The organism is Streptomyces sp. NPDC007971, from assembly GCF_042958635.1.
Classification (GTDB): domain Bacteria; phylum Actinomycetota; class Actinomycetes; order Streptomycetales; family Streptomycetaceae; genus Streptomyces.
On the sequence record NZ_JBIBJK010000010.1, the window covers coordinates 67,783 to 92,039 of the forward strand.

23 protein-coding genes and 1 pseudogene are annotated in these 24,257 nt (G+C 70.4%); 10 read left to right on the forward strand and 14 right to left on the reverse strand.

The window, feature by feature from the left end:
• Nucleotides 1-48: 48 nt before the first annotated feature.
• Nucleotides 49-573, reverse strand: a complete 525-nt coding sequence (locus tag ACFZCP_RS21975) for a DUF2617 family protein (protein ID WP_391429091.1) — start codon at nucleotides 571-573, stop codon at nucleotides 49-51.
• Between the two features lie 323 nt (nucleotides 574-896).
• Nucleotides 897-1,226: a hypothetical protein gene (locus tag ACFZCP_RS21980; protein WP_391429093.1), complete on the reverse strand. Its 330-nt coding sequence runs from the start codon at nucleotides 1,224-1,226 to the stop codon at nucleotides 897-899.
• Between the two features lie 352 nt (nucleotides 1,227-1,578).
• Here ACFZCP_RS21980 and ACFZCP_RS21985 point away from each other — a divergent pair, with 352 nt between their 5' ends.
• On the forward strand, nucleotides 1,579-2,037 hold the full coding sequence (locus ACFZCP_RS21985) for a hypothetical protein (RefSeq protein WP_391429095.1): 459 nt from the start codon (nucleotides 1,579-1,581) through the stop codon (nucleotides 2,035-2,037).
• Nucleotides 2,038-2,145: 108 nt separating this feature from the next.
• Here the strand turns inward: ACFZCP_RS21985 and ACFZCP_RS21990 are convergent.
• Nucleotides 2,146-2,319, reverse strand: a pseudogene (locus ACFZCP_RS21990) (site-specific integrase); the annotation flags it as partial.
• A gap of 254 nt (nucleotides 2,320-2,573) precedes the next feature.
• Between ACFZCP_RS21990 and ACFZCP_RS21995 the strand changes: the two are divergent.
• Both ACFZCP_RS21995 and ACFZCP_RS22000 read left to right on the forward strand, forming a co-directional pair.
• Nucleotides 2,574-2,744 carry a hypothetical protein gene (locus tag ACFZCP_RS21995; protein WP_391429097.1) on the forward strand — a complete coding sequence of 57 codons (171 nt, stop codon included), beginning with the start codon at nucleotides 2,574-2,576 and terminating at the stop codon, nucleotides 2,742-2,744.
• A 580-nt stretch (nucleotides 2,745-3,324) separates the two neighbouring features.
• Nucleotides 3,325-3,765: a hypothetical protein gene (locus ACFZCP_RS22000; RefSeq protein ID WP_391429099.1), complete on the forward strand. Its 441-nt coding sequence runs from the start codon at nucleotides 3,325-3,327 to the stop codon at nucleotides 3,763-3,765.
• Nucleotides 3,766-3,893: 128 nt separating this feature from the next.
• On the opposite strand, the gene ACFZCP_RS22005 is transcribed toward ACFZCP_RS22000, so the two are convergent.
• Nucleotides 3,894-4,277 (reverse strand): hypothetical protein, encoded by a 384-nt coding sequence (locus tag ACFZCP_RS22005; protein ID WP_391429101.1) that lies wholly within the window; start codon nucleotides 4,275-4,277, stop codon nucleotides 3,894-3,896.
• Nucleotides 4,278-4,645: 368 nt separating this feature from the next.
• Between ACFZCP_RS22005 and ACFZCP_RS22010 the strand changes: the two genes are divergently transcribed.
• Entirely contained in the window at nucleotides 4,646-5,830 is a 1,185-nt protein-coding gene (locus tag ACFZCP_RS22010; protein ID WP_391429103.1) for a pyridoxal phosphate-dependent aminotransferase, read from the forward strand.
• Between the two features lie 174 nt (nucleotides 5,831-6,004).
• On the opposite strand, the gene ACFZCP_RS22015 is transcribed toward ACFZCP_RS22010, so the two are convergent.
• On the reverse strand, nucleotides 6,005-6,535 hold the full coding sequence (locus ACFZCP_RS22015) for a YbjN domain-containing protein (protein ID WP_362698404.1): 531 nt from the start codon (nucleotides 6,533-6,535) through the stop codon (nucleotides 6,005-6,007).
• Nucleotides 6,536-6,783: 248 nt separating this feature from the next.
• Here ACFZCP_RS22015 and ACFZCP_RS22020 point away from each other — a divergent pair, with 248 nt between their 5' ends.
• Nucleotides 6,784-7,182, forward strand: coding sequence for a hypothetical protein (locus ACFZCP_RS22020; RefSeq protein ID WP_391429105.1), 399 nt, complete (start codon nucleotides 6,784-6,786; stop codon nucleotides 7,180-7,182).
• Nucleotides 7,183-7,185: 3 nt separating this feature from the next.
• Here ACFZCP_RS22020 and clpB read toward each other — a convergent pair whose 3' ends face one another.
• Entirely contained in the window at nucleotides 7,186-9,783 is a 2,598-nt protein-coding gene (gene clpB / locus ACFZCP_RS22025; RefSeq protein ID WP_391429107.1) for an ATP-dependent chaperone ClpB, read from the reverse strand.
• Between the two features lie 141 nt (nucleotides 9,784-9,924).
• Between clpB and ACFZCP_RS22030 the strand changes: the two genes are divergently transcribed.
• The gene (locus tag ACFZCP_RS22030) at nucleotides 9,925-10,347 is read left to right on the forward strand and encodes a PPOX class F420-dependent oxidoreductase (protein ID WP_362698413.1); all 423 of its coding nucleotides are present in this window, start codon (nucleotides 9,925-9,927) and stop codon (nucleotides 10,345-10,347) included.
• A 263-nt stretch (nucleotides 10,348-10,610) separates the two neighbouring features.
• Here ACFZCP_RS22030 and ACFZCP_RS22035 read toward each other — a convergent pair whose 3' ends face one another.
• The gene (locus tag ACFZCP_RS22035) at nucleotides 10,611-10,946 is read right to left on the reverse strand and encodes a hypothetical protein (protein WP_361113140.1); all 336 of its coding nucleotides are present in this window, start codon (nucleotides 10,944-10,946) and stop codon (nucleotides 10,611-10,613) included.
• Nucleotides 10,947-11,269: 323 nt separating this feature from the next.
• On the opposite strand from ACFZCP_RS22035, the gene ACFZCP_RS22040 reads away from it, so the two are divergent.
• The 4 genes from ACFZCP_RS22040 to ACFZCP_RS22055 all read left to right on the forward strand — a co-directional run bounded on the left by ACFZCP_RS22040 (nucleotide 11,270) and on the right by ACFZCP_RS22055 (nucleotide 15,542).
• The gene (locus ACFZCP_RS22040; RefSeq protein ID WP_391429110.1) at nucleotides 11,270-12,256 is read left to right on the forward strand and encodes a helix-turn-helix transcriptional regulator; all 987 of its coding nucleotides are present in this window, start codon (nucleotides 11,270-11,272) and stop codon (nucleotides 12,254-12,256) included.
• Between the two features lie 303 nt (nucleotides 12,257-12,559).
• A complete protein-coding gene (locus ACFZCP_RS22045; protein WP_391429112.1) occupies nucleotides 12,560-13,564 on the forward strand; it encodes a helix-turn-helix transcriptional regulator in 1,005 nt (334 codons plus the stop codon).
• Nucleotides 13,561-14,565 (forward strand): helix-turn-helix domain-containing protein, encoded by a 1,005-nt coding sequence (locus ACFZCP_RS22050; protein ID WP_391429114.1) that lies wholly within the window; start codon nucleotides 13,561-13,563, stop codon nucleotides 14,563-14,565. Before ACFZCP_RS22045 ends, ACFZCP_RS22050 begins: the two co-directional genes overlap by 4 nt.
• Entirely contained in the window at nucleotides 14,562-15,542 is a 981-nt protein-coding gene (locus tag ACFZCP_RS22055; RefSeq protein WP_391429116.1) for a LuxR C-terminal-related transcriptional regulator, read from the forward strand. The genes ACFZCP_RS22050 and ACFZCP_RS22055 overlap by 4 nt, the downstream gene beginning before the upstream one ends.
• On the opposite strand, the gene ACFZCP_RS22060 is transcribed toward ACFZCP_RS22055, so the two are convergent.
• The 7 genes from ACFZCP_RS22060 to ACFZCP_RS22090 all read right to left on the reverse strand — a co-directional run bounded on the left by ACFZCP_RS22060 (nucleotide 15,505) and on the right by ACFZCP_RS22090 (nucleotide 24,145).
• A complete protein-coding gene (locus ACFZCP_RS22060; RefSeq protein WP_391429118.1) occupies nucleotides 15,505-16,557 on the reverse strand; it encodes a LuxR C-terminal-related transcriptional regulator in 1,053 nt (350 codons plus the stop codon). The two genes, ACFZCP_RS22055 and ACFZCP_RS22060, sit on opposite strands and share 38 nt — an antisense overlap.
• Before the next feature lie 683 nt (nucleotides 16,558-17,240).
• Entirely contained in the window at nucleotides 17,241-18,347 is a 1,107-nt protein-coding gene (locus ACFZCP_RS22065) for a substrate-binding domain-containing protein (RefSeq protein WP_391429120.1), read from the reverse strand.
• A gap of 519 nt (nucleotides 18,348-18,866) precedes the next feature.
• The gene (locus ACFZCP_RS22070; protein ID WP_362698431.1) at nucleotides 18,867-19,319 is read right to left on the reverse strand and encodes a heat shock protein transcriptional repressor HspR; all 453 of its coding nucleotides are present in this window, start codon (nucleotides 19,317-19,319) and stop codon (nucleotides 18,867-18,869) included.
• Between the two features lie 5 nt (nucleotides 19,320-19,324).
• The gene (gene dnaJ / locus ACFZCP_RS22075) at nucleotides 19,325-20,494 is read right to left on the reverse strand and encodes a molecular chaperone DnaJ (protein ID WP_391429123.1); all 1,170 of its coding nucleotides are present in this window, start codon (nucleotides 20,492-20,494) and stop codon (nucleotides 19,325-19,327) included.
• Nucleotides 20,495-20,530: 36 nt separating this feature from the next.
• A complete protein-coding gene (gene grpE / locus ACFZCP_RS22080) occupies nucleotides 20,531-21,184 on the reverse strand; it encodes a nucleotide exchange factor GrpE (protein WP_362698437.1) in 654 nt (217 codons plus the stop codon).
• Nucleotides 21,181-23,022, reverse strand: a complete 1,842-nt coding sequence (gene dnaK / locus ACFZCP_RS22085) for a molecular chaperone DnaK (RefSeq protein WP_362698440.1) — start codon at nucleotides 23,020-23,022, stop codon at nucleotides 21,181-21,183. Before dnaK ends, grpE begins: the two co-directional genes overlap by 4 nt.
• A 94-nt stretch (nucleotides 23,023-23,116) precedes the next feature.
• Nucleotides 23,117-24,145, reverse strand: coding sequence for an MraY family glycosyltransferase (locus ACFZCP_RS22090; protein ID WP_391429126.1), 1,029 nt, complete (start codon nucleotides 24,143-24,145; stop codon nucleotides 23,117-23,119).
• Nucleotides 24,146-24,257: the final 112 nt, after the last annotated feature.

Consider the following 24,257-nt stretch of genomic DNA (forward strand, 5'->3'; position numbering starts at 1 on the left):
CAGTTGACGTATCGGGGTTTATGCCGACCGGGAGGCGCGGGGCGCGCTTCAGCCGGTCTGGGCGGCGGACACCCGCGCTCCCACGCGCGTGCGCGTCGCCACCAACTGCCCGTCCTGCGGGTAGGCGTGCCAGGTGCGCCAGTGCACCTGGCCCTCGTGCCGCTGGGCGAGCATCGCGGTGAACGCGTGCGGGCTGCCGGGGAAGACACCGGCGAGGCCGTGCGGGTGGTCGGCGACGAGGGCCAGCAACTCCTGGGCGCGGCCCGCGAACGAGCCCGGTGTCAGCACCTCGACGCGCGCCGCGAACTCGTACTCCCAGTCGTCGACCCGCTTGGCCACGCCCAGCGGAAGAGGCGTGCTGGATCCGGGGATGCACGCGACCGTCTCCGAACAGTTGCCCCGCTCCTCCTCCAGCAGTACCTGGTGGGATGCGCCGAGCAGTCTCAACTGCAGCTTCGCCCCTGTCAGTTCCAGATCCAGGGTGGCCAGGGCAGGCAGCGGCTCGCGCCCGAGCGCCCAGGCGAGATCGGCAGCGCGGGTATCGGTGTAGGAGGTGTTCAGGGTCGTGAGCATGGGTCGGCTCCGCTAGCACGCACAGAAGGGGGGAGTTCGGCCATGTCAGCCCGGTCAGCCCAGCCTGCCCGGCCGGGGAGGGGGGTCTGCGGAAAGTCCGAGGGGCTGCGTAGGTGATTGAGAGGGAATCATGGACAGTGGCGCCGCCACAGGTTTTTTACCCAACTTCGTGGGGTTTCCATCCCTCAGAGGGCTCCACAGCTCAATTGTTCAACTATGGCGTACGCCGGGCGCAGGCCGCGAACCGGAAATGCGACGGCCGGGCGCCCGCCGGATGCCTTCCCCGGCGGGCGCCCGAGAGCGGGAAGCTCAGCTGCCCCGTGTCAGCTGCCTCCGCCGCATCCGCCCCCGCCGCCGCACGAGGACCCCCCGCCGCAGGACGAGTGACCGCCGCACGAGTGACCGCCCCCGCAGGAGTGGTGGCCCCCGGAGTGGTGGCCGCCCGAGTGGTGGCCGCCGGACGACGAGCCGCCGTCTCCCCCGCCGGCCCACCAGCTGCCGCCCGCGCCGGACGACGAGCCGTACACCCCGTTGCGCCCGCGGCCCTTGCCGAGCGACGGCCCGGCATGCCGCCTGCGACGGACCTTGCTCGCCGCGATCAGCACGACCACGACCACCGCCAGCATGATGAGTTCGATCGCGTTGTCACTCATGGCGTCGACCTCCTTCCGTTCCCCCGAAGCGGCCCCCCGTGGGCGCCTCGCCGGTCCCCGCCTCTGGTGCGGTGAGCGAGGGATTCCCGGCCCCCGGCAGACTCAAAGCAGAGTTGAGGAACTCCAGAGGGTTCTCTCGGGGCAACGGCCCCTGACCTCCGTGGAAGGGCAGTTCAGGGGCCGTCAGAGTCCCACTGGGCCGTCTGCGGGCCGTGATCTTTAGTGCAACGAGCCGCCACCTGCCGCCGAGTGGTCCACTTGCGAGTACGCGCGTCTGCACAAACGCTGGAGTGGAGGGAGGGACCCGGACATGAACGCCTTCCTAGGCGTTCAGAATAAGGAGTCGGATCACATGTCCGTTCGAAGCATGACGTCAGCACGGCTCACGGACGGCCGCCCGCAGGTGTTCGCGGGAAGCAACCATGGGCTGTTCACCAGGTGGAAGGTGAGCGAGCTCCCGAGTGCCGCTTGGACCTCCTGGCAGCCGTTCAACTTCGACCACGGCCGTGTGGTGTCGCTCGCTGCGGCCCCGCTCACGGACGCACGGCCGCAGATATTCGCCGTGACCGACGGCGGCGAGCTCTGGACGACCTGGAAGGTGACCACCGACGCGAGCGCTGCCTGGGCCGACTGGACGAAGTTCAACGGCCTGCCGGGATCAGCCCGCAGCGTGGGTGTGGCCACTCTGACGGACGGCCGTCCACAGATCGTGGTCGGCACCGACACCGGTTCGGTGTCCTCGTGGAAGGTGAGCACCAACCCGGACGACGCCTGGACCGACTGGTCCCCCTTCGACGGTCCACCCGCCTGATCCCGAGACATACGACGCTCGGCTGGGGTCTCCCAGCCGAGCGTCTTGCGCGGGAAGGGCCCATCAAAGAAAGGCCCTTGAACTCCGCAGCTAGGCATATCAGGGCCGTCAAAGACTCGTTGGGCTGTGAACTTCCTGGGAAAGGCGCTGAAACACCATGTCGATGGCGCGGCGGGCACGCTCGCGGCTGTCGGGCATCAGGTGTGCATACACCCGCAGCGTCAGTGCCGGGTCGGCATGCCCCAAGTACTCACTGACGGCCTTAATCACACTCTGGCCCGCCAAGGGCCGATGCACCGGACCGAGCCTGATCCCCACCCTTGCCCCACACCACCAGGCCCGACCTGGAAGCGGGCGCTGCCACCCAGGGCCGTGCGCATGATCCGCCACGGATCCGAAAGGCGCTTTGATCCAAAAGCAGGTGCGCGACGGCTCGGGACTCCGCCGGACCGTGGGGGCCGTGGTGGGTGGGATCGTGGGTGGCTGGGGCGGTCGGCTCCACGGACCGCTCTGTAAGGTGCACGGCAGGGGGCGCCATGGTCGATCAAAACTGGGACGACGACACCAAGTACCACCAGGCCAAAGGACGGGCATGGCTCATGGTGGCTATTTCTTCTTGCTGCTCGCTGCTGGTCCTCGCGCTCGTGGCCTTCGCTGTTTTCGGCGTGGGCCTCTTCGTGGCTGTCGTGGAAGTCCTCAGCAGATGACCCGCGGCAGTGCAGCAACGCCCGCAGCCGTCGCCGACCGTCACGGACCGCCAGCGGTTGACTGACCAGCCATGCAGACCCCAGCAACCCTTGTAGCCATAGTTCGGGCCCGGTCCCCGGGCCGTGCCACTTTCGTGCCAGAACGGGCGGGGACTCACGGGGAACTGAGGTTCAGAGGGGTACTTCCGCGGGGATCCAGAGATCTTTAATGGCTGGGGTTACGAAGCATCCCCTTGGACGGGCCATGGGCGCCGCGCCGAACCATCGATCTGGCAAGGTCGACCGCCAAGGTTGGCGGCAGGCTGCTGATCGCTGCGACCGTCGCCCACGACGTCCACGATGTGGCGGCCGCACCGAGCGGACCCAGACGGCCATCCACGACGGTGTCAGCCTGGCGGGCGGCCTCGCGGGCGCGGGTTACGGCGCCAGGTTCGGGGCGGACCTCGGGTCTGCCGGTGGCCCTGTCGGGCCCGTGGTCGACAGGAACTTGGGAGGTGGCGTGGTCGGCAGCGGCAGCGGCATCGGCATCGGCATCGGCATCGGCGAGGGCATTGTGGACGGGATCGAGGATCTGTTGTAGATGAGGACTTGGCTGGAGGGGCTGTTCAGAAAGGGACGGCGACGCACCGCGGATGAGACCTCGCCGGAGAGCCGGGCGGTGACCTCGCCCGAGGATGCGGCGGTGGGCCGGGCGGAGATCTCGCCCGAGGAGCGGGCGGTTCTGCTCGTCGGAATCCTCGACGACCCCGCGGCGCGCGAGGATGAAAAGGACGACGCGGCGATGTATCTGGAGGACTTCTCCGGCCCGCTCGTCGAGTCGGGCCTGATCCGGACCATTCGCGCCGAGGACTTCACCAGCGTGCTGGCCCAGCAGTGCGCGGAGTCCCTCGGCGGAATCTGGGCCAGGACGGGCCACGTGGACCCCGCCTTCATGGCGGAACTGCGGGGGCCGGCGAAGGACGAGGTCTTCGGCATCCTCGGCATCCGCGCCCCGCACCTGCTGCCCCCTAACGCCCTCTAGAAGATCTTTAACGGATGAGGTTGCGGAAGTTGGAAGGCAAGCCCGGTTTTGGCGATGAGGCCCTCGGTCAGCACCCTTCGGGCCGTCTCGGGGCCGTCGGAGAGTGCTCAACGACGACTCCACGGACCTCACGTCGTCGTGGTCTCCCGCGACCGCCGAGCCATCCACACGTAGCCCGCCAGCCCAAGCGAGCCACGCACCATGAAGTCAGCCCACAACTGCATGAGCTCACCGACATCCTCCATACGCAGGGCCACCAGCAAGGCCGAGGCTGTGAGGACTCCCGCAATCGCCAGGGCCGAAGCGTAGGTGATCAAGCCCCCATGGTTGAGGCCCAGCCTCGTACCCAGGAGCCCGGATGGGATGTGCACGAATACGTGAAAGCCCACGCAGTAGACCAGCAACATAGCGAAGATCACGAACGGGGGGATGTCTGCTGAAGGGTCGCTGGCTGGTGCCGCGCCGTAGGCATCGAGAGCCCAGGCCGGAGGGATCACGTAGGTGAACAGCAAGATCACACCACTCAGATGCATAGCGCCGAGGTGGCGTGCGACCTGTCGGAGAGGGCCTCGCGACGGGCCGCTCGGCCCGAGCGGACAAGCCATGCCTGTGTTCACGTGACCCCCTGGTCCCTGACAGCGCCCCTCCATCTGGGCGGCAGAGTACAGCCACCGGTCAGGCTGCTGCTGAGGTGATCCAATCAGCGGCGGCCGCAGTGATCGCCCGTTGGGCCGTCCGTGGGCCGTCCGCGGGCGGCCGACGACGACTGATGACGACAGTTGTCAACGGCTGTGCCCCTGGTCAGAGATGGCGCATTGGATACCACCGCAGGTGTTCATCCGCGAAGCTATGTTGAGGAACTCCAGAGCTTGGGCGCAGGATGACCGGCATGACCTCCAGCGCGCGTCCGCACCTCAACCGCCGTCTCGCCGAGTTCGGGACGACGATCTTCGCCGAGATGTCCGCCCTCGCGGTGTCCACCGGGTCGATCAACCTGGGCCAGGGCTTCCCGGACACCGACGGCCCTCAGGAGGTCCGCGAGGCGGCCGTGCGGGCGCTGCGCGACGGGCGCGGCAACCAGTACCCGCCGGGTCCGGGCATCCCCGAGCTGCGCACCGCGATCGCCGCGCACCAGCTGCGCCGCTACGGGCTGGCGTACGACCCCGAGACCGAGGTTCTGGTGACGGCCGGAGCCACGGAGGCCATCGCCGCCTCCCTGCTGGCGCTGGTGGAGCCGGGCGACGAGGTCGTGGCCCTGGAGCCGTACTACGACTCCTACGCGGCGAGCATCGCGATGGCGGGCGGCCGGCGGGTGCCGGTGACGCTCAGGCCGGACCACGGCGGCTTCCGGCTGGACCTGGACGAGCTGCGCGCGGCGGTCACGGACCGCACCCGGCTGCTGCTGATCAACACCCCGCACAACCCGACGGGCACGGTCCTCACGCGCGCGGAGCTGGCCGCGATCGCCGAGCTGGCGGTGGAGCGCGACCTGCTGGTGGTGACGGACGAGGTCTACGAGCACCTGGTCTTCGACGACGCCGAGCACCTGCCGCTGGCCACCTTCCCCGGGATGCGGGAGCGCACGGTCACCATCGGCTCGGCCGGCAAGACGTTCTCCTTCACCGGCTGGAAGGTCGGCTGGGTGACGGCCGCGCCGGGGCTGGTCAGCGCCGTGCGCGCGGTGAAGCAGTTCCTCACCTACGTCTCCTCGGGGCCCTTCCAGTACGCGGTGGCCGAGGCGCTCGCGCTGCCCGACGCCTATTTCGAGGGCTTCCGCCGCGACATGCTCGCGCGCCGGGACATCCTCGCCGGGGGCCTCGCCGAGGCGGGCTTCGAGGTCTTCCGGCCGGCGGGCACCTACTTCATCACGACCGACATCCGGCCGCTGGGCGAGAAGGACGGCTTCGCCTTCTGCCGCGCCCTGCCCGAGCGGGCGGGCGTGGTGGCCATTCCCAACGCGGTCTTCTACGACGACCGGGAGGCCGGGGCGCCGTTCGTGCGGTTCGCCTTCTGCAAGCGCGCGGAGGTCCTGCGGGAGGCGGCGCAGCGGCTGCGGAACATGTGAGGCGGCAGCGGCACGGCGGCAGCGGACGATCGGCGCGGCGGCTGCGGCCGAGGTGAGAGGGGGCGGCCGCGCTTGATGTGAGGCGGCGGCGCGGCGGCTGCGGACCGGGCGGCGCGGCCTGCCGTGATCCGGGGGCGGACGCCCCCGGACCTCAGATGTGGCAGGGAGCCGGGATCACTCCTCGTCGCCGTCCTGCTCCTGCGTGCCGTCGACCTCCTGCTCCAGGCCCAGCTGTTCCACCAGCCACCGGTCGAACTCGATCGCGGCCCGCACCCAGCTGACCGTGGAGGAGACGAAGTGGTTGAGGTCGACACCGGTGCCGATCAGCATCTGGGCCTCGCCGATGAGGCGGACGGTGCCGTCGTCGTGGGTGTGGGTGTACACCTTGGGCCACAGGGTGCGGCGGTTCCAGTCGTCGATGGACTCCAGCAGCTGCGGCTTCTCGTCGATCTTGTGGGGGCGGTCGTAGAAGGTCCGCACCGAGAAGACCGACTGCTCGGCCTCCCCGCGGAACATGAAGTACGTGCGGAACTGCTCCCACGGCGCAGCGAGGTCACCCTCCTCGTCGACGACGTACTTCAGCTCCATCTGGTCGAGGAGCTGCTTCACGAGGTCCTGATCCGGGACGACGGGGCCCGCCGGCCCTTGGGGCTGCGGCTCGGGCTGGCCCCCGAAGTTCGGAATCGAGGACGGGTCGATGGTCACCGTGTTTTTCCCTTCGTGCGGATTCCGCCATCCTCCCTCATGCGGGGAGGGGGGTGGCAAGCCCCGACCGTGCATGTCAGCCGTCGGCTGACATGATGCGTCCCGCCGGGCAGACGGCCCGCGGACGTGGGGGAGGCGGCGTGGGGGCGCAGGAACGGAGACGACGGAGACGACGGGGCCTGATCGCGGCGCTCGCGGCGGTTGCCTCACTCGGCTTGCTCTGGCTGGCCGTGGCCGTGTGGAGGATCATGACCTGGGATCCGTCCGACGATGCCCGGAAGGTGCCGTGCGCCGAGGCGCTGGCCTTCGGCGGGGCAGAACTGCCCCGGGGGGCGTACGACACCGAGTGCACGGTGCGGGCCTGGATGGACACCGACTACACGGCCCGCTTCCGGATGCCGAAGGACGGCGTGGGCGACTGGCTGAGGAGCACCTATCCGAACGCGCCGGAGCCGAAAGGGGAGCACTGCATCCCGGACTCCGTCGACCTCTGTGTGCACCTGGAGTTCCAGAAGGGCTACGCGGACTACGCCGGCCAGGTCCCGGGCGCGTCCGACCCGGGCTTCGGCGCGTACGCGCTGGACGTCGACGTGACGTACGAGGGCCCGGACCGGGCCCTCGTACGGTTCTCCGCGTTCACCACGTGAGCGTCACAGCGTCTTCCCGATCGCCGGGCCCACGATCAGGCCCTCGCCGAAGCGGTCCACACGGACCGTGTCGCCGTCCTTGATCTCGCCGGAGAGGATCTCCCTGGCGAGGCGGTCGCCGATGGCGCTCTGCACGAGACGGCGCAGCGGGCGGGCGCCGTAGGCCGGGTCGTTGCCCTCGTCGGCGAGCCAGGCAAGGGCCTCGGGCGTGACCTCCAGGGCGAGCCGGCGTTCGGCCAGCCGCCTGGCCAGGCGGTCGATCTGGAGCTGTGCGATCCGGGCCAGCTCGTCCCTGGTCAGCGCCGAGAAGACCACCAGGTCGTCGAGCCGGTTGAGGAACTCGGGCTTGAAGGAGGCCCGGACCACCTCCAGGACCTGCTCCTTCTTCTCGTGCTCGCTGGTCGTCGGCTCGACCAGGAACTGGCTGCCCAGGTTCGACGTCAGCACCAGGATCGTGTTGCGGAAGTCGACCGTGCGGCCCTGACCGTCGGTCAGACGGCCGTCGTCCAGCACCTGGAGGAGGATGTCGAAGACCTCGGGGTGGGCCTTCTCCACCTCGTCCAGCAGCACCACGCTGTACGGGCGGCGGCGGACGGCCTCGGTGAGCTGGCCGCCCTCCTCGTAGCCGACGTAGCCGGGGGGAGCGCCGACCAGGCGGGCGACGCTGTGCTTCTCGCCGTACTCCGACATGTCGATGCGGACCATGGCCCGCTCGTCGTCGAAGAGGAAGTCGGCGAGCGCCTTGGCGAGTTCGGTCTTGCCGACACCGGTCGGGCCGAGGAAGAGGAAGGACCCGGTCGGCCGGTCGGGGTCGGCGATGCCGGCCCGCGAGCGCCGTACCGCGTCCGAGACGGCCCGTACGGCCTCGCTCTGGCCGATGAGCCGCTTGCCGAGTTCGTCCTCCATCCGCAGCAGCTTCTGCGTCTCGCCCTCCATGAGGCGCCCGGCGGGGATGCCGGTCCAGGCGGCGACGACGTCGGCGATGTCGTCGGAGCCGACCTCGTCCTTGACCATGGTGTCCTTCGCGACCTCCTCCTCGGCCTCGGAGGCGGCCTCCAGCTCCTTCTCCAGCTGCGGGATCTCGCCGTAGAGCAGCTTGGCGGCGGTGTCGAAGTCGCCGTCGCGCTGGGCGCGTTCGGCCGTGCCGCGCAGCTCGTCGAGCTTCTCCTTCAGCTCGCCGACCCGGTTGAGGGACTGCTTCTCCTTCTCCCAGCGGGCGGTCAGGCCGCGCAGCTCCTCCTCCTTGTCGGCGAGGTCGCGGCGCAGCTTCTCCAGGCGCTCCAGGGAGGCCGGGTCGGTCTCCTTGGCGATCGCCAGCTCCTCCATCTTCAGCCGGTCGACGGAGCGCTGGAGTTCGTCGATCTCGACGGGCGAGGAGTCGATCTCCATGCGCAGCCGGGAGGCCGCCTCGTCCACGAGGTCGATGGCCTTGTCGGGCAGGAAGCGGGAGGTGATGTAGCGGTCGGACAGGCCGGCGGCGGCCACCAGCGCGCTGTCCGCGATCTGCACCTTGTGGTGGGCCTCGTAGCGGCCCTTGAGCCCGCGCAGGATGGCGATGGTGTCCTCGACGGTCGGCTCGGCGACCAGCACCTGCTGGAAGCGGCGCTCCAGGGCGGGGTCCTTCTCGATCCGCTCCCGGTACTCGTCCAGCGTGGTGGCGCCGACCATGCGCAGTTCGCCGCGGGCCAGCATCGGCTTGAGCATGTTGCCCGCGTCCATGGCGGAGTCCCCGCCGGCGCCGGCGCCCACGACGGTGTGCAGCTCGTCGATGAAGGTGATGATCTGCCCGTCGGAGTCCTTGATCTCCGCGAGCACGGACTTGAGCCGCTCCTCGAACTCACCGCGGTACTTGGCGCCCGCGACCATCGCGCCGAGGTCGAGCGAGACGAGCCGCTTGTCCTTCAGGGACTCGGGCACGTCGCCCTTCACGATCCGCTGGGCGAGCCCCTCGACGACGGCGGTCTTGCCGACGCCGGGCTCGCCGATGAGGACCGGGTTGTTCTTCGTACGGCGGGAGAGCACCTGGACGACGCGCCGGATCTCCTGGTCCCGGCCGATGACCGGGTCGAGGCGGCCCTCGCGGGCGGCGGCGGTGAAGTCGGTGCCGAACTTCTCCAGGGCCTTGTACTGGCCCTCGGGGTCGGCGGTGGTCACGCGGCGTCCTCCCCTGGCCTTCTGGAAGGCCTCCTGCAGCTTCTTGGCGTCGGCGCCCTGCCCCCGGAGCACCTCACCGGCCGCGCCGCCCTTCGCGGCGATGCCGATCAGCAGGTGCTCGGTGGACAGGTACTCGTCACCGAGCGCCTTCGCCCGCTCGGAGGCGTCCGCGATCACGGCGAGCAGCTCGCGGTTGGGCTGCGGCGGCGCCACCGTCGAGCCGGCCACGCTGGGCAGCCCGGCCAGCACCCGCTCGGCACCCGACCGTACGGCGGCCTGGTCGGCCTCGACCGCGGCCAGCAGGTCGGTGATGTTCTCGTTGTCCTGCCCCGCGAGCAGCGCGAGCAGGAGGTGGGCGGGGGTGAGGTCCGGGTGCCCCGCGGTCACGGCCCGGTTGCCGGCCGCGCTGATCGCTTCCCGGCTCTTGTTGGTCAGCTCGGCGTCCACGTTCGCGTTCTCCTCCTCGGCGCCGGCCCGTCGGCCGCGTCTCTCACACGTCTCCCACTGCTGACTTCACCAGCGTACACAAAGTTGAGTCTATTCCACTCAAGGCTGGGGCCGGGAGGTTCTGCGGCTAGGTTGCGGACCATGACTGCCATGACCTCGCACTCCGTGGACCCGGGCACCCCGGACGAGCCGTACCTCGCCTTCTGGCGGGAGCGGCATCTGTGCACGCTGACGACCCTGCGCCCCGACGGCAGCCCGCACGTGGTGCCGGTCGGGGTGACGTACGACCCCGAGGCGGGGCTGGCCAGGGTGATCACGAACGGGACCAGCGCGAAGGTGTCCCACATCCGCGCGGCCGGCCCCGGGGGCGCGCGGGTCGCGGTGTGCCAGGTGGACGGGCGGCGGTGGGCGACGCTGGAGGGCCGGGCGCGGGTGCACGGCGACGCGGATCGGGTCGCGGAGGCGGAGCGGCGCTACGCCGAGCGCTACCACCGCGTGCCCGGCGAGAACCCCTCCCGGGTCGTGATCGAGATCGAGGTGGAGCGGGCGCTCGGGCACGGCTGAGGCGAGGAGGTCAACCGGTCGGTTCCGGCCACTCCCCAGAAGAGGTCAACCGGTTGGTTTCAGCCACCGCCGCAGAAGAGGTCAGCCGGTCGGTTTCGGCCACCACCAAGAAGAGGTCAGCCGGTTGGTTTCGGCCACCGTGAAAGCGCTCCCATACATCGAAATGTCGCCACAAACTGCAGCGGCGTCACCGTGTTCAGGTCACGGTGACGCCGCTGCGGGGGGAAGCACCTGAGCGATTTTTTTACGACGGGGGAATCGCGTCAGGCACTGCGGGGGGTGGCCGAGATGGTCGTCAGGTCCGGTTCCTCCGGCTCCGCAAGCCGATGGTCCCGTTGGTCCAGGTTCACAAAGATCATGCCGTAGCGGATGGCACACCGCACCGGCTGCGGCGCCCCGCGGGGCTTGCGCAGACACCGGTACGCGCGCACGTCCTCGTCGTCGTCCCTGGTGACGACGACCGGCTCGCCGAACACCGTCACCATCAACGAGTCACCGCTGTGGGGGATGGCGGTGACCAGGTCGATGAAGTGCCAGCCCGAGCGGTAGGCGGTGGCCATTTCGCGTCGGAAGGAACGGTCGTCTGGTGGAGTGGTCATAGTCAGTCAGTCCCAGACACTGTCATCCATGCTGACCGGAGTCTTGACGCCGACAGCAACCGTCCCCGTGGTCCGAGTACCACTCGCCTTGTGGCCGTCCCCCTGCATACCGGAGAGGCCAGCCAGTGTTCCGAAGGCCACAACGGCGGAGAAGGCGGCGACAAGCACCGAGCGAAGCATTCTCTTACGCATAGTCGGCTTCGTCCTCACTTGAAGGTCCCCTCTTCCCCCGTCGAGTAAGACGATGGCTCATTCGGGCACGTCATGACCACACGATCGGTGCATCATGTTCCTGCACGTTCAGGACCCTGGGGGGTGGAGATTTGGCAACAAATGGGACTAAGGCGGCACATCCCCATGCGGTGACCGAGTTGTGTGACGAAGGCAACCGCCTCTATGCGACGGCGCTGCGCACCGGCCGCATCGCGCGGTCGGATGCCGAGGCGGCTCCTTGCCTGATGGAGTTCGCCCTGCTCCACCCCGATCCGGACGACGCCGGCTGGCTGCGCCCCGTGCTGCCCTCGGTGGCTCTCGCCCAACGGCTCCACCCCCTGGAACGCGAGATCAGCGACCGGCGCCGGATGTCCGTGGCCCTGGCCGAGGCCTTCGAGCCCTTCATGGCACTCAGTGCCCAGGAAAACGCGCCCACCCACTCGATCACCGTCCTCGAAGGGCTCGACCGGATCAACGCGGCGCTGGACCTGGCCACGGCCCAGTGCCGGACGGAGATGCTCACGGTGCAGCCGAGCGGCCGCCGCCGCCCCGAACACCGGCTCCTCGAGGGCCTGGAGCGGGACAAGCCGCTGATCGAGCGCGGGGTGCGGATACGGACCCTGTACCAGCACACGGCCCGCTACAGTCCCGACCGGCTGGCCTACGTCGACCAGTTCACCAACGGCAAGGTGGAGTACCGCACCATCGACGAACTGGTGGAGCGGCTCATCATCTGCGACGAGACCGTGGCGTTCATCCCCATCCGGGACGACCGTCAGGTGGCCCTCGAACTCCGCCACCCCGGCCTGGTCGGCTACCTGACCAAGGTCTTCGAGTTCATGTGGAACCGCGCGGTGCCGCTGACGGCCGGCGCGCCCTACGAAACAGCCCCCGACGGCATCACCGACATCCAGCACTCCATCGCCAAGCTCCTGGTGGAGGGTCACGTCGACGAGGCCATCGCCCGCAGACTGGGCATGAACGTGCGCACCTGCCGGGCCCACATCGCCAAGCTCGCCCAGGCCCTGGGCAGCGGCAGCCGCGCCCAGCTCGGCTATCTCATCGCCCAGTCGGGGATCCTGGACCGGGACCACTGAGCCGATGACCACGCCTGGAGACATACGGGGAGACAGGCGGGATCACCCTCACCCACCGCTGCCCGTGCATGCGACGGGCGCGCACCGGCGGTCGCGGCCCCGGAGCGGGCAGAGGTTACGGGCCCGGGGCGCCGGCGCCCTCGCGCGCACGGGCGAGGACGGCCTGCCGCGGCCGGACTCGCGGATTCACGGGCAGCAGGGCGCCTCCGCCCCGGCTCCGGCCCCGCCGGGGCTGCTGTACGGTGTCGCGCGAACCGCCGCCGGTGAGTCCGCCGTCCCAGACCGGCACCAGGAGGCCGACCGGTGACGCACCCCATACACGGCGCCGACGAACTGTGCGACGCGGGCAGGGAGTTGTACACACGCGTCCTGCGCGAGGGACACGTGAGCGCCGCCGAGGCGAGGAGCGCGCCCTGCCTCGTGGACCTCGGCCTGCTCCGGCCGGCCGTCGCGGACATGGACCGGCTGGAGCCGGTGGCTCCCGGCGTCGCCCTGCAGGAACTGCTGCGCGCCTCCGAGGAGCGCATCACCGACGAACGCCGCCGCGAGAGCCGGCTCACGGAGGCCTTCGCACCGCTGCTCCGGGTGAGCGCCGGCCTCGCCGGGACCACGGGCGACTCCCCGGCCGTCCGGGTGCGCAGCGGCTTCCCCCAGATCAACCGGGCCATCGACGCCGCCGCCGCGGACGCCCGTGAGGAGTGCCTGACGGTCCAGCCGCACGCGACCGCCCACCTGGCCCCCGAGCTGCGCGCCATCGCCCTGCGGCGCGACCAGGCCATGCTGGACCGGGGCTGCCGTATCCGCGCGCTGTACCAGCACACCATGCTCCACGCGCCCACGATCCAGGACCGCTACGAACAGCTGCGCGGCGACGTCGAGGCCCGCACGCTCGACGAGATCACCGAGCGTCTCGTCATCTTCGACCGGACCGTCGCCTTCATCCCGGCCAGCAAGGACCGCACGCTCGCCCTGGAGATCCGCACCCCCGCCATCGCCGACTACCTGGCGACGTCCTTCGACCGGCTCTGGCACCTGGCCACCCCCATGTACCCCCAGGCCGTCCAGAAGCCCTCCCTCAACGGGATCACACCGCGCCAGCGCGCCATCGCCGCCCTCCTCACCGAGGGCCACACGGACTCCGTCATCGCCGACCGCCTCGGCATGAACGTGCGCACCGCCCGTCTGCACATCGCCAAACTCGCCGCCACCCTCGGCAGCGAGAGCCGCGCTCAGCTCGGCTACCTCATCGGCGAGTCCGGCATCCTGAAGAAGGAAGCGGACAACGACGGGGAGGAGGCGGCCGAGTGACGGCGGGCCCGCACCGGGAACACGCAGCGGACGAACTGTGCACCGCCGGGGCGAAACTGTACGCACAGGCCCTGCGGGACGGTCGCCTGCGCGCCGACCAGGCCCTCCAGGCACCCTGTCTGACCCGCTTCGGCCTGCTGCACCCGGCTGCCGGCGACCCCGCCCGCCTCGAACCCGTCGCCCCCGCGGCGGCCCTGAACCGGCTGCTGCGCGGCTCCAGGACCCGGATCGCCGACGAGTACCGGCGCGAGGAACAGCTGGTGGAGCTGCTGGAGCCGCTGGTGCGGACGGCCGGGCCGCAGGGGGCGGGCGTCGCCGCCGGGACCCCGATGCTGCGCCTGCACAGCGGGACCCAGCGCATCAACCAGGCCCTCACCGAGGCAATGGCGGAGACCCGCGGGGAAGTCCTGTGCGTGCAGCCGCACTCCGGGCTCGCCGGTGCGCGCGGCGAAGCCGCCCACAGCACGGCCTTCCGCCGTGACCAGGCGCTGCTCGACCGCGGCGGCCGCATCCGGACGCTCTTCCAGCACACGGTCGTCCATCTCCCGGCCGTCCACGGCTACAACGAACGGCTCACCGGCGACACCGAGGCCCGCTGTCTGGACGAGCTGACCGACCGGCTCATCGTCATGGACCGGAGGGTGGCCTTCGTCCCGGCCGACGAGGACGGCACGCTCGCGCTGGAGGTCCGCCATCCCGCGCTGGTCGGCTACTTCGCAACCACGTTCGACCGGCTGTGGCGGCTCGCCACCCCGATGTACCCCGAAGCCGTCCAGCGCCCCACCCTGAACGGCGTCACGCCCCGCCAGCGCGCCATCGCCGCCCTCCTCGTCGAGGGCCACACCGACACCGCCATCGCCGACCGCCTCGGCATGAACGTCCGCACCGCCCGCGACCACATCGCCCGGCTGGCGGCGACGCTGGGCAGTCAGAGCCGGGCCCAACTCGGTTACCTGATAGCGAGGTCCGGGATGCTCGAACCGGAGGAGGCGGGCGCATGAGTCACTGCCGGCACGGGATCGAGGAGCTGTGCGACACGGGCGCCAAGCGGTACGAGCAGGCGCTGCGGGACGGTCACCTGCGCGCCGAGGACGCGGTGGACGCCCCCTGTCTGACCGACCTCGGACTGCTGCACCCCTCCCTCGACGACCTCGGCCGCCTCGAACCCGTCGCCCCCGCCGCCCTGCTGAACCACCTCCTGCGCGGCTCCCGCGCCCGCATCGCCGAGGAACGCCGCCGCGAGGACCGCCTGACGGCGCTGTTCGAGCCCCTGCTGCACGGTGCGGCGGAGCACGGGGCGCACGCCGACACCCCCACCCTGCGCATCCTTACCGGAACGGACCGCATCAACGACGCGATCAGCGACGCCATGGCCGAGGCCACCCACGAAGTGCTCTGCGTCCAGCCCAATGTGCACTACCACAACGAGCGCGGCCGGGCCGCCCAGGCGGTCGCCATGGACCGCGACCAGGCGGTGCTCGACCGGGGCGCCCGTATCCGCACCCTCTACCAGCACACCCAGCGCAACGCGCCGCTCGTCCTCGCCCGGTACGAGCAGCTGCGCGGGGACGCTCAGGCGCGCGCCCTGGACGAACTGCCGGACCGGCTCATCCTGATCGACCGCACGGTCGCCTTCGTCCCTGCCGGGGAGGACGGCCGCCTCGCCCTGGAGGTGCGCCACCCGGCGCTGCTCCGGTTCTTCGCGACGGCCTTCGACCGGCTGTGGCGGCTCGCCACCCCCATGTACCCCCAGGCCGTCCAGCGCCCCACCCTGAACGGCGTCACACCGCGCCAGCGCGCCATCGCCGCCCTCCTCACCGAGGGCCACACCGACACCGCCATCGCCGACCGCCTCGGCATGAACGTGCGCACCGCCCGCGTCCACATCGCCAAACTCGCCACCACCCTCGGCAGCGAGAGCCGCGCCCAACTCGGCTACCTCATCGCGCGCTCGGGGATCCTTGATCCGGAATCGTGAGCGCGGCGGGCGTGGCCCCGGGGCCCGAGTGCTGGAGCTGGTCCAGGCCCACCTGGGCGATGCGCACGCCCAGTTGGGTACGGCTCGCCGCGCCGAGGGTGTCCGACAGGCGGGCGATATGGGCCCGGCAGGTACGGACGCTGATGCCGAGGCGCTCGGCGATCACCGCGTCCTGGTGGCCCTCCGCGAGGAGCGCGGCGATGGACCGCTCGCGGTGCGAGATGCCCTCGATGCCGGTGTCGGGAAGGGCGGCCGTCAGGGGCAGCGCCAGGCGCCACAGGCGTTCGAAGACGGTCACCAGGTACTCGACGAGGGCCGGGTGGCGCAGCTCCAGGGCCATCGTGCGCTCGGTGTTGGCGGGGATGAACGCGACGGTGCGGTCGAACAGGATCAGCCGGTCGATGACCTCGTCCAGGGTGCGCGCCTCGACCGTGTCACCCATCAGCTCCAGGTAGTTGAGCAGCCCCTGCCCGTGCCGGGCCACGTGCGTGTACAGGGCGCGCATGTGCACACCCCGGCCGCGCAGGGCCACCGCACGGTGCATCCCCTCGGTCAGCTCGGCCTCCCGCCGGATGCCGCCGGGCTGCACGATCAGCACCTCGCCGGTGCACGCCTCGGTCGCCTCGTCCATCGCGGCCTGGATGCGGGAGAGCCCGTCCAGGACGCGGATGGCCGTGCCCTCGCCCGGTGCGGACAGCGCCTGCAGCTGGCGGCCGAGGCCGGCGTACCACTCGAAGGCGGCCACCGCCGAGCCCACCCGCCGCTGGCTCTCCCGGACTTCGTCGTGCACCCCGCGCAGCAGCCGGGTCATCACCTCCGCCGGGGAGGTCGGCACCAGCCAGTCCATGTCGTCGGGGTCGGGGTGCAGCAGGGCCAGTTCCAGCAGGCAGGGCACCGGTTCCGCGTCCGTGCGTGGCACACGTCCCCGGCGCACGGCCCGGGAATACACGCGATCCCCCGGCCCGCACAGCCGGTCGGCTCCGTGTGGATGCTCCTCCGTCCCGCGCCCGGTCATCGCCCATTCCACCCCCGGCCTGCTGCCACTTCCGCAGCGCAACTATGCGCGGCCGGGACCGGGTCCGCAACACGGCTCGCCCGACCAGGGGCGCCGTTAACTGCTGGTTTGAAGGCTTTTCTCCCGGCCTCCGCCCCTCGCATTGCAACAAGATGATGGTGGTGGCGCGATCGTCACGGAGGCATCGTTGTTCCCGCTTCCCCCGGGTGCATCAGCACCCGGAGCGGCCCCGGCCGGACACCCCCCCGTTCGGCCGGGGCTGTCGTATCGCGCTCACGGGGGTGGTGCGATGCGAGAGGGCCGCTCAGGCACGTGGCGCGGCGACCGTCGAAAACCCGCCGACGGTCGTCGCGTCTCGTGTCGTCTCCCGTGGCCCGCCGGCCGCTCGCCGGCCCGGCCGTCCCGCACGTGCGGGTGACACGGGCCCGGGCCGCGCTTGACCGGGCTGCGGCGGCAACGCCCGTCCGGACCGCCGCCACGCCTGCCCGGACCGCGCCCGCCGCCCCGGTCCCGCCGCGACCGAAGCCGGGCGGGGCTCCTGCTTCAAGCCGATCGCCGTGCAGACCGCCTGCTTCAGGCCGACCGCCGTGCAGGCCGCCTGCTTCAGGCCGATCGCCGTGCAGACCGCCTACTTCAGGCCGACCGCCGTGCAGACCGCCTGGGCCGACCGCCGTGCAGACCGCCTACTTCAGGCCGATCGCCGTGCAGGCCGCCTTGTACTTGGCGGTGCAGATGTCGCCGACGGTGTAGATCCCGTCGTCGATGACCGTTTCCTTGATCTTGCTCTTGGTCAGCTCGGTCACCTGGACCAGCTTGGACGCGATGTCCTTGTCGGTGGGGCTGTCCACCTTGTCCTGGGTGAGGGCGTCGAACTGGATGTCCTTGCCCTGCACCTTGGTGACGGCCATCTGGGCGGCGGCCTCGGCCTCGTCCGGGTAGGACTTGTAGACGCTCATGTACTGCTCGCCGGCCACGACCCGCTGCACCGCGTCCAGTTCGGCGTCCTGGCCGGTGATGGGGGGCAGCTTGGTGACACCGGCCGCCTCCAGGGCCTTGATGACACCGCCGGCCATGCCGTCGTTGGCGGCGTAGACCGCGGCGATGTTGTTCTTGCCGATCTTGTTGATCGCCTCGGTCATTTCGGCCTGGGCGTTCTCCGGCTTCCAGTCCTTGGTGTCGAAGCTGTCCGCGATGTCCACCTTGCCGTTCAGCTCGGAGAGCGCGCCCTGCTTGAACTGCTTGGCGTTCGGGTCGGTGGGCGAGCCGTTCACCATGACGACCTTGTCGGAGGTGTCGACGCCCGACCCCAGGGCCGCCAGCAGCGAGCGGGCCTGCACCTCACCGACCAGCTCGTTGTCGAAGGAGATGTACGCGTCGATCGGGCCCTCGGCCAGCCGGTCGTAGGCGATGACCGGAATGCCCGCGTCCTTGGCCTTCTTGACCTCGCCGGCGATGGCGTGCGAGTCGACCGCGTCGAGCAGGATGATGTCGGCCTTGTCGTCGATCATCTGCTGCATCTGGGCCGCCTGCCGGGCGGCGTCCGCGTTGGCGTTCGCGTACGCAACCTTGCCCTTCTGGTGGGTCAGCTCCTCGACCTTCTTCTTGATGATCGGGTAGTCGAACCTGTCGTAGCGGCTGTTCGCCTTCTCCGGCAGCAGCAGCCCGATGGTGACCTCGTCGCCCTTCGTCGGGCTCGCGCTCGCACCGTCCCCCGTCGCGTTCAGCACGCCGCAGCCGGCAAGCGAGAGGGTCATCGTGGACGCGGCCACGGATATGGCGATACGACGCATTCGGGTGCTCACTTCAGGTGCGTTCCGGACGTGGGTGCTGCTTTACGACCCAGGTGTCTGAAAAGACAACTTGCAGGCGCCACCCGGCGTCAAGACGAACTACTTAACGAGTGCGCAACAGCACGCTCCGCTGCACCTGTGAAGAAGGAGCGGAATCGCCTGCAAACGCTCTTTACGGACCCTCCATCCAAAGGGGGGTCCATGAGATGGCAAAGGAAGTGATTCGATCACACGATCGAACAGAGCTGGCCAACTGCGCGGTGCACGGGAAGCGGTGCACGGGAACAGGGACCCCGCTCCGGGCGTCCGGCGTCCGGCTCGATCCCGGGCAGCCGGCTGCTGCGCGGCAGGAAGAGCCCCGGCGCGTTCTCCGGGCAGCCCGCAGGGGCCCGCACACGGGGGACGTCCGTACACAGGGGACGTCCGCACACGCGAGGTTCCGGGGCGGTCCGGGCGCCCCGCACGGACGCGGGCCCGCGGACGCTGGACGTCCACGGGCCCGGTTGTCGTGAGGCGGCGTCAGTCCGAGGACTGCTGCCGCTTCGGCCGCCACACCACCAGCGCGCTGGTCTGCTGCACCTCCTGGTACGGGACCAGGTCGCGGCGGTAGGAGGCGTGGACGGCGGCCTCGCGCTGCTGCATCGCGGCCGCCGCGCCGTCCAGGGCCGCCTCCATCTCCACGAGGCGGGACTGGAGCGCGGCGACCTGGTTCTCCAGTTCGATGATGCGCTTGATGCCGGCCAGGTTGATGCCCTCGTCCTGCGACAACTGCTGCACCTGGCGGAGCAGTTCGATGTCGCGGGCCGAGTAGCGGCGGCCACGCCCGGCCGTGCGGTCCGGGGAGACCAGACCGAGACGGTCGTACTGGCGCAGCGTCTGCGGGTGGAGTCCGGAGAGCTGGGCCGCCACCGAGATGACGTAGACCGGAGTCTCCTCGGTCAGTTCGTACGGGTTGCGCCGACGGCCGTCCATCTCCCTCAGTCTCCCTTCGCGGCCTCGAACAGCTCCGCCCGCGGGTCCTCGCCCGCGGTCGCCTCGCGATACGCCTCCAGTGCGTCACGAGCCTTCCCCGACACGTCCTTGGGGACACTCACCTCGACGGTGACCAGCAGATCGCCGCGGGTGCCGTCCTTGCGGACCGCGCCCTTGCCCCGGGCGCGCATGGTACGACCGTTGGGCGTGCCGGGGGGGAGCTTCAGGGTGACGGAAGGGCCGCCGAGGGTCGGGACCCGCACCTCGCCGCCGAGAGCCGCCTCGGCGAACGTCACCGGCACGGTGACGGTGAGGTTGTCGCCCTTGCGCCCGAACACCGGGTGCTCGCCGACGTGGACCATCACGTACAGGTCGCCCGCCGGTCCGCCCCGCTCGCCGGGCGCTCCCTTGCCGCGCAGCCGGATGCGCTGGCCGTCGGTCACCCCCGCGGGGATACGGACCTGCATGGTCCGCGACGACTTGGCGCGCCCGCTGCCCTTGCACTCCAGGCAGGGGTGCTCGGCGATCAGGCCGCGGCCCTTGCAGTCGGGGCAGGGGTCGGTGAGCGAGAACCCGCCGCCCGAGCCCCGCGCCACCTGCCCGGTACCGACGCAGGTCGGACACACCCGCGGGGTGCCGTTCTTGTCGCCGGTGCCCGAGCAGGCCTTGCAGGGCGCCTGGGAGGACATCCTCAGGGGCACCGTGGCGCCCTCGATGGCCTCCGTGAAACTCAGCGTGACCTCGGACTCGATGTCCTGGCCGCGCCGGGGCTGGGTACGGGTTCCCGAGCCACCGCCGCGGTTGAACAGGCCCCCGAAGACGTCACCTATACCGCCGCCGAAGCCTCCGCTCTGGGCGGAACCGCCGCCTCCGAAGAGGTCGCCCAGGTCGAAGTTGTAGGAGCCGCCGGCGCCCGGACCGGGGCGGAAGCCGCCGTTGCCGAACAGGGCGCGTGCCTCGTCGTACTCCTTGCGCTTCTTCGGGTCGCCGAGGACGTCGTTCGCCTCGGAGATCTCCTTGAAGCGCTCCTCGGCCTTGGTGTTGCCCTTGTTGGCGTCCGGGTGGAACTCGCGGGCGAGCTTCCGGTACGCCTTCTTGATCTCGGCCTCGGTGGCGTCCTTGGGGACGCCGAGGACCTTGTAGAAGTCCTTCTCGATGAAGTCCTTGGTGCTCATCCCCGACGTCCCTCCTTCCCGTCTGCGGTGATTACGTCAGCCCTCGTCCGGGCCACCGTTCTCCTTGTCGTCGGCCGCCGCGCTCTCCTCGGCCTCCTCGGCCTTGGCCGCCTGCGCGCCGGGCTGCGGCTCGGCCACGGCCACCCGCGCGGGGCGGATGGTGCGCTCGCCGATGCGATACCCGGGCTGCAGGATGGCCACGCAGGTCGTCTCGGTGACGTCCGGCGCGTAGGAGTGCATCAGGGCCTCGTGGATCGTCGGGTCGAAGGGCTCGCCCTCCTTGCCGAACTGCTGCAGGCCCATCTTCGCCGCGACGGTCTCCAGCGACTCGGCCACCGACTTGAAGCCGCCGACCAGTTCGCCGTGCTCCCGCGCGCGGCCGATGTCGTCGAGCACGGGCAGGAGCTCGGTCAGGAGGTTCGCGATGGCGATCTCCTTGACCGCGATCCGGTCACGCTCGACCCGGCGGCGGTAGTTCTGGTACTCGGCCTGGAGCCGCTGGAGGTCCAGGGTGCGCTCGTTGAGCGCCGTGCGCACCTGGTCCAGCTGAGCCACCAGACCTGCGTCTGCTGCTGCGTCCCCGGCCGGGGCCGCCCCCTCCTCGGGGGCGGCCTTCGACTCGGCGTCGTCGGGGGTGGCGCCGGAGGGGACGTCGGGCTTCTCCTCGAAGCCCGGGGTCTCCTCCGTCACGCGGCACCGTCCTTGCGCTCGTCGTCGACGATCTCGGCGTCCACCACGTCGTCGTCGGCCTTCGGGGCCTCGGCACCGGCGGCGCCGCCGGCGGCCTGCGCACCCTGGGCGTCGGCGTACATGGCCTGGCCCAGCTTCTGCGAGACGGCCGCGACCTTCTCGGTGGCGGTGCGGATCTCGGCGGTGTCCTCGCCCTTGAGCGCGGCCTTGAGCTCCTCGACGGAGGCCTCGACCTCGGTCTTGATCTCGCCGGGGACCTTGTCCTCGTTGTCCTTGAGGAACTTCTCGGTCTGGTAGACCAGCTGCTCGCCCTGGTTGCGGGTCTCGGCGGCCTCGCGGCGGGCGTGGTCCTCCTCCGCGTACTTCTCGGCCTCCTGGCGCATCCGGTCGACCTCGTCCTTCGGCAGCGAGGAGCCGCCGGTGACGGTCATCTTCTGCTCCTTGCCCGTGCCCAGGTCCTTGGCGGTCACGTGCATGATGCCGTTGGCGTCGATGTCGAAGGCGACCTCGATCTGCGGGACGCCGCGCGGCGCCGGCGGCAGACCGGTCAGCTCGAACATGCCGAGCTTCTTGTTGTAGGCCGCGATCTCGCGCTCGCCCTGGTAGACCTGGATCTGCACGGACGGCTGGTTGTCCTCGGCCGTCGTGAAGATCTCGGACCGCTTGGTCGGGATCGTGGTGTTGCGCTCGATCAGCTTGGTCATGATGCCGCCCTTGGTCTCGATACCGAGGGACAGCGGGGTGACGTCGAGCAGCAGGACGTCCTTGACCTCACCCTTGAGGACACCGGCCTGCAGGGCGGCGCCGATGGCGACGACCTCGTCCGGGTTGACGCCCTTGTTGGCCTCGTTGCCGCCGGTCAGCTCCTTGACGAGCTCGGCGACGGCGGGCATACGGGTGGAGCCGCCGACGAGGACGACGTGGTCGATCTCGCCGAGCGCGATACCGGCGTCCTTGATGACGTTGTGGAACGGCGTCTTGCAGCGCTCCAGCAGGTCGGCGGTCAGCTGCTGGAACTGGGCGCGGGTCAGCTTCTCGTCCAGGTGCAGCGGGCCCTCGGCGGACGCCGTGATGTAGGGCAGGTTGATCGAGGTCTCGCTGGACGAGGACAGCTCGATCTTGGCCTTCTCGGCGGCCTCGCGCAGGCGCTGGAGGGCCATCTTGTCCTTGGACAGGTCCACGCCGTGGCCGGACTGGAACTGCTTGACCAGGTAGTCGACGACGCGCTGGTCCCAGTCGTCACCACCGAGGTGGTTGTCACCGTTGGTGGCCTTCACCTCGACGACGCCGTCGCCGATCTCCAGGAGGGACACGTCGAAGGTGCCGCCACCGAGGTCGAAGACGAGGATCGTCTGGTCGTCCTTGTCGAGGCCGTAGGCGAGCGCCGCCGCGGTGGGCTCGTTGACGATGCGCAGGACGTTCAGACCGGCGATCTCGCCGGCCTCCTTCGTCGCCTGGCGCTCGGAGTCGTTGAAGTAGGCCGGGACGGTGATGACCGCGTCCGTGACCTTCTCGCCCAGGTAGGCCTCGGCGTCGCGCTTCAGCTTCTGCAGGATGAACGCGGAGATCTGCTGCGGGTTGAAGTCCTTCCCGTCCAGCTGGATCTTCCAGTCGGTGCCCATGTGACGCTTCACCGAGCGGATGGTCCGGTCCACGTTCGTGACCGCCTGGCGCTTGGCGACCTCGCCGACGAGCACCTCACCGTTCTTGGCGAAGGCGACGACGGACGGCGTGGTCCTGGCACCCTCGGCGTTGGTGATGACGGTGGGCTCGCCGCCCTCCAGAACGCTGACGACGGAGTTAGTCGTGCCCAGGTCGATGCCGACCGCACGTGCCATTTTTGTTTCCTCCAACTGACTTGAGTGGAACAGGCTCAAGTGTGCACGAGGAGAATCGCTCGGTCAACAGACCTGAGTCAGACGGACTCAACTCTTATCCGTTCCTTACACGCAACCGGCCGCTGACCTGCGTAGATGTGTCCCGGCGCGGCGGCTGCGGCGGTTGAACAGGCACCCGAAGGAGTACGAGCACGGCGAAGAGCGCCCCGCCCGCCACCCACAGCACGGCCCCCCTGCCCGTCCACCCGGTGTGCACGAGCACCCCCACGAGGACCGCGGAGAAGGAGCCGGCCCCGAGCAGCACGACGGCCCCCTGGGGCGTGAGGCCGAGCCGCCGCAGCCGGTGCGCGAGGTGGTCCGGGCCGCGCCGGAGCAGCGGCCGGCGGGCCGCCCCGCGCGCGAGGACGACCAGCAGGAAGTCGGCGGCGACGACGGCGCCGAGGCAGAACAGCACGCCCGCGGTGGGCCCAAGCGCATAGCCCGCGCGCGTGAAGACGGCGGCCGAGGAGAGCAGGAACCCGGTGAACAGCGAGCCGCAGGCCCCGAGCCCGACCCGCGCGGGGTGCCAGTTGTGCATCAGGAAGCCGGTGAGAGCGGCGGCGAAGACGCTGAGCAGCACGGCGAGCCCGTCCATCACCTCGGCGGCGGCGCAGACCCCGGCGCCGAAGGCGGTGATCACCCCCACCGTGCCGGCCAGCCCGTCGGCGTGGTCGAGCCCCTTGAAGGCGAGCGAGACGAAGACGATCCAGCCCACGGCCAGGATCCCGCCCCAGATGCCGGTCTCGTCGTAGGGCACGACGAAGGCCGCGGCGACGGCCGTACCGGCGACCAGGACCCGCGCCCGCAGCCGCCACACGTCGGCGACCAGCCCCAGCAGGGCGATCCCGGCCCCGGCGACGAGCAGTTTCCCGACCCCGTCACCCAGCCGGGCCACTCCCGTCCACTCCCCCGCCCAGGAGACCAGACAGGTGACGGCCACGACGGCCAGGCCCCCGACCACCGGCACCGGCCGCTGCCGCCGCCGGTCGACGAGCCCCGCCCGCCGGGCGGGCACCCTGAGCAGCGCCGCGAGCACGGCGGTCAGAAGCAGGGCGGCGGTGGCGGCTGCGATCCCGTAGAGCACGGCTCTAAGTTAGGCGCGAAAGTAGCAATTCGGTACGAATAACACGATCGGAATGCCGGTCCCCTCAGGCTCACCTCAGCGACCCAGATCACCCCACTCCTGGCTACAGTGC

Bases quoted from the DNA above. Each gene is read 5' to 3' on its own strand.
- ACFZCP_RS21975 (WP_391429091.1), bottom strand. From the start codon at position 573: ATGCTCACGACCCTGAACACCTCCTACACCGATACCCGCGCTGCCGAT.
- ACFZCP_RS21980 (WP_391429093.1), bottom strand. From the start codon at position 1,226: ATGAGTGACAACGCGATCGAACTCATCATGCTGGCGGTGGTCGTGGTC.
- ACFZCP_RS21985 (WP_391429095.1), top strand. From the start codon at position 1,579: ATGTCCGTTCGAAGCATGACGTCAGCACGGCTCACGGACGGCCGCCCG.
- ACFZCP_RS21995 (WP_391429097.1), top strand. From the start codon at position 2,574: ATGGTCGATCAAAACTGGGACGACGACACCAAGTACCACCAGGCCAAA.
- ACFZCP_RS22000 (WP_391429099.1), top strand. From the start codon at position 3,325: ATGAGGACTTGGCTGGAGGGGCTGTTCAGAAAGGGACGGCGACGCACC.
- ACFZCP_RS22010 (WP_391429103.1), top strand. From the start codon at position 4,646: ATGACCGGCATGACCTCCAGCGCGCGTCCGCACCTCAACCGCCGTCTC.
- ACFZCP_RS22020 (WP_391429105.1), top strand. From the start codon at position 6,784: ATGACCTGGGATCCGTCCGACGATGCCCGGAAGGTGCCGTGCGCCGAG.
- ACFZCP_RS22030 (WP_362698413.1), top strand. From the start codon at position 9,925: ATGACTGCCATGACCTCGCACTCCGTGGACCCGGGCACCCCGGACGAG.
- ACFZCP_RS22035 (WP_361113140.1), bottom strand. From the start codon at position 10,946: ATGACCACTCCACCAGACGACCGTTCCTTCCGACGCGAAATGGCCACC.
- ACFZCP_RS22055 (WP_391429116.1), top strand. From the start codon at position 14,562: ATGAGTCACTGCCGGCACGGGATCGAGGAGCTGTGCGACACGGGCGCC.
- ACFZCP_RS22060 (WP_391429118.1), bottom strand. From the start codon at position 16,557: ATGACCGGGCGCGGGACGGAGGAGCATCCACACGGAGCCGACCGGCTG.
- ACFZCP_RS22065 (WP_391429120.1), bottom strand. From the start codon at position 18,347: ATGCGTCGTATCGCCATATCCGTGGCCGCGTCCACGATGACCCTCTCG.
- ACFZCP_RS22070 (WP_362698431.1), bottom strand. From the start codon at position 19,319: ATGGACGGCCGTCGGCGCAACCCGTACGAACTGACCGAGGAGACTCCG.
- dnaJ (WP_391429123.1), bottom strand. From the start codon at position 20,494: ATGAGCACCAAGGACTTCATCGAGAAGGACTTCTACAAGGTCCTCGGC.
- dnaK (WP_362698440.1), bottom strand. From the start codon at position 23,022: ATGGCACGTGCGGTCGGCATCGACCTGGGCACGACTAACTCCGTCGTC.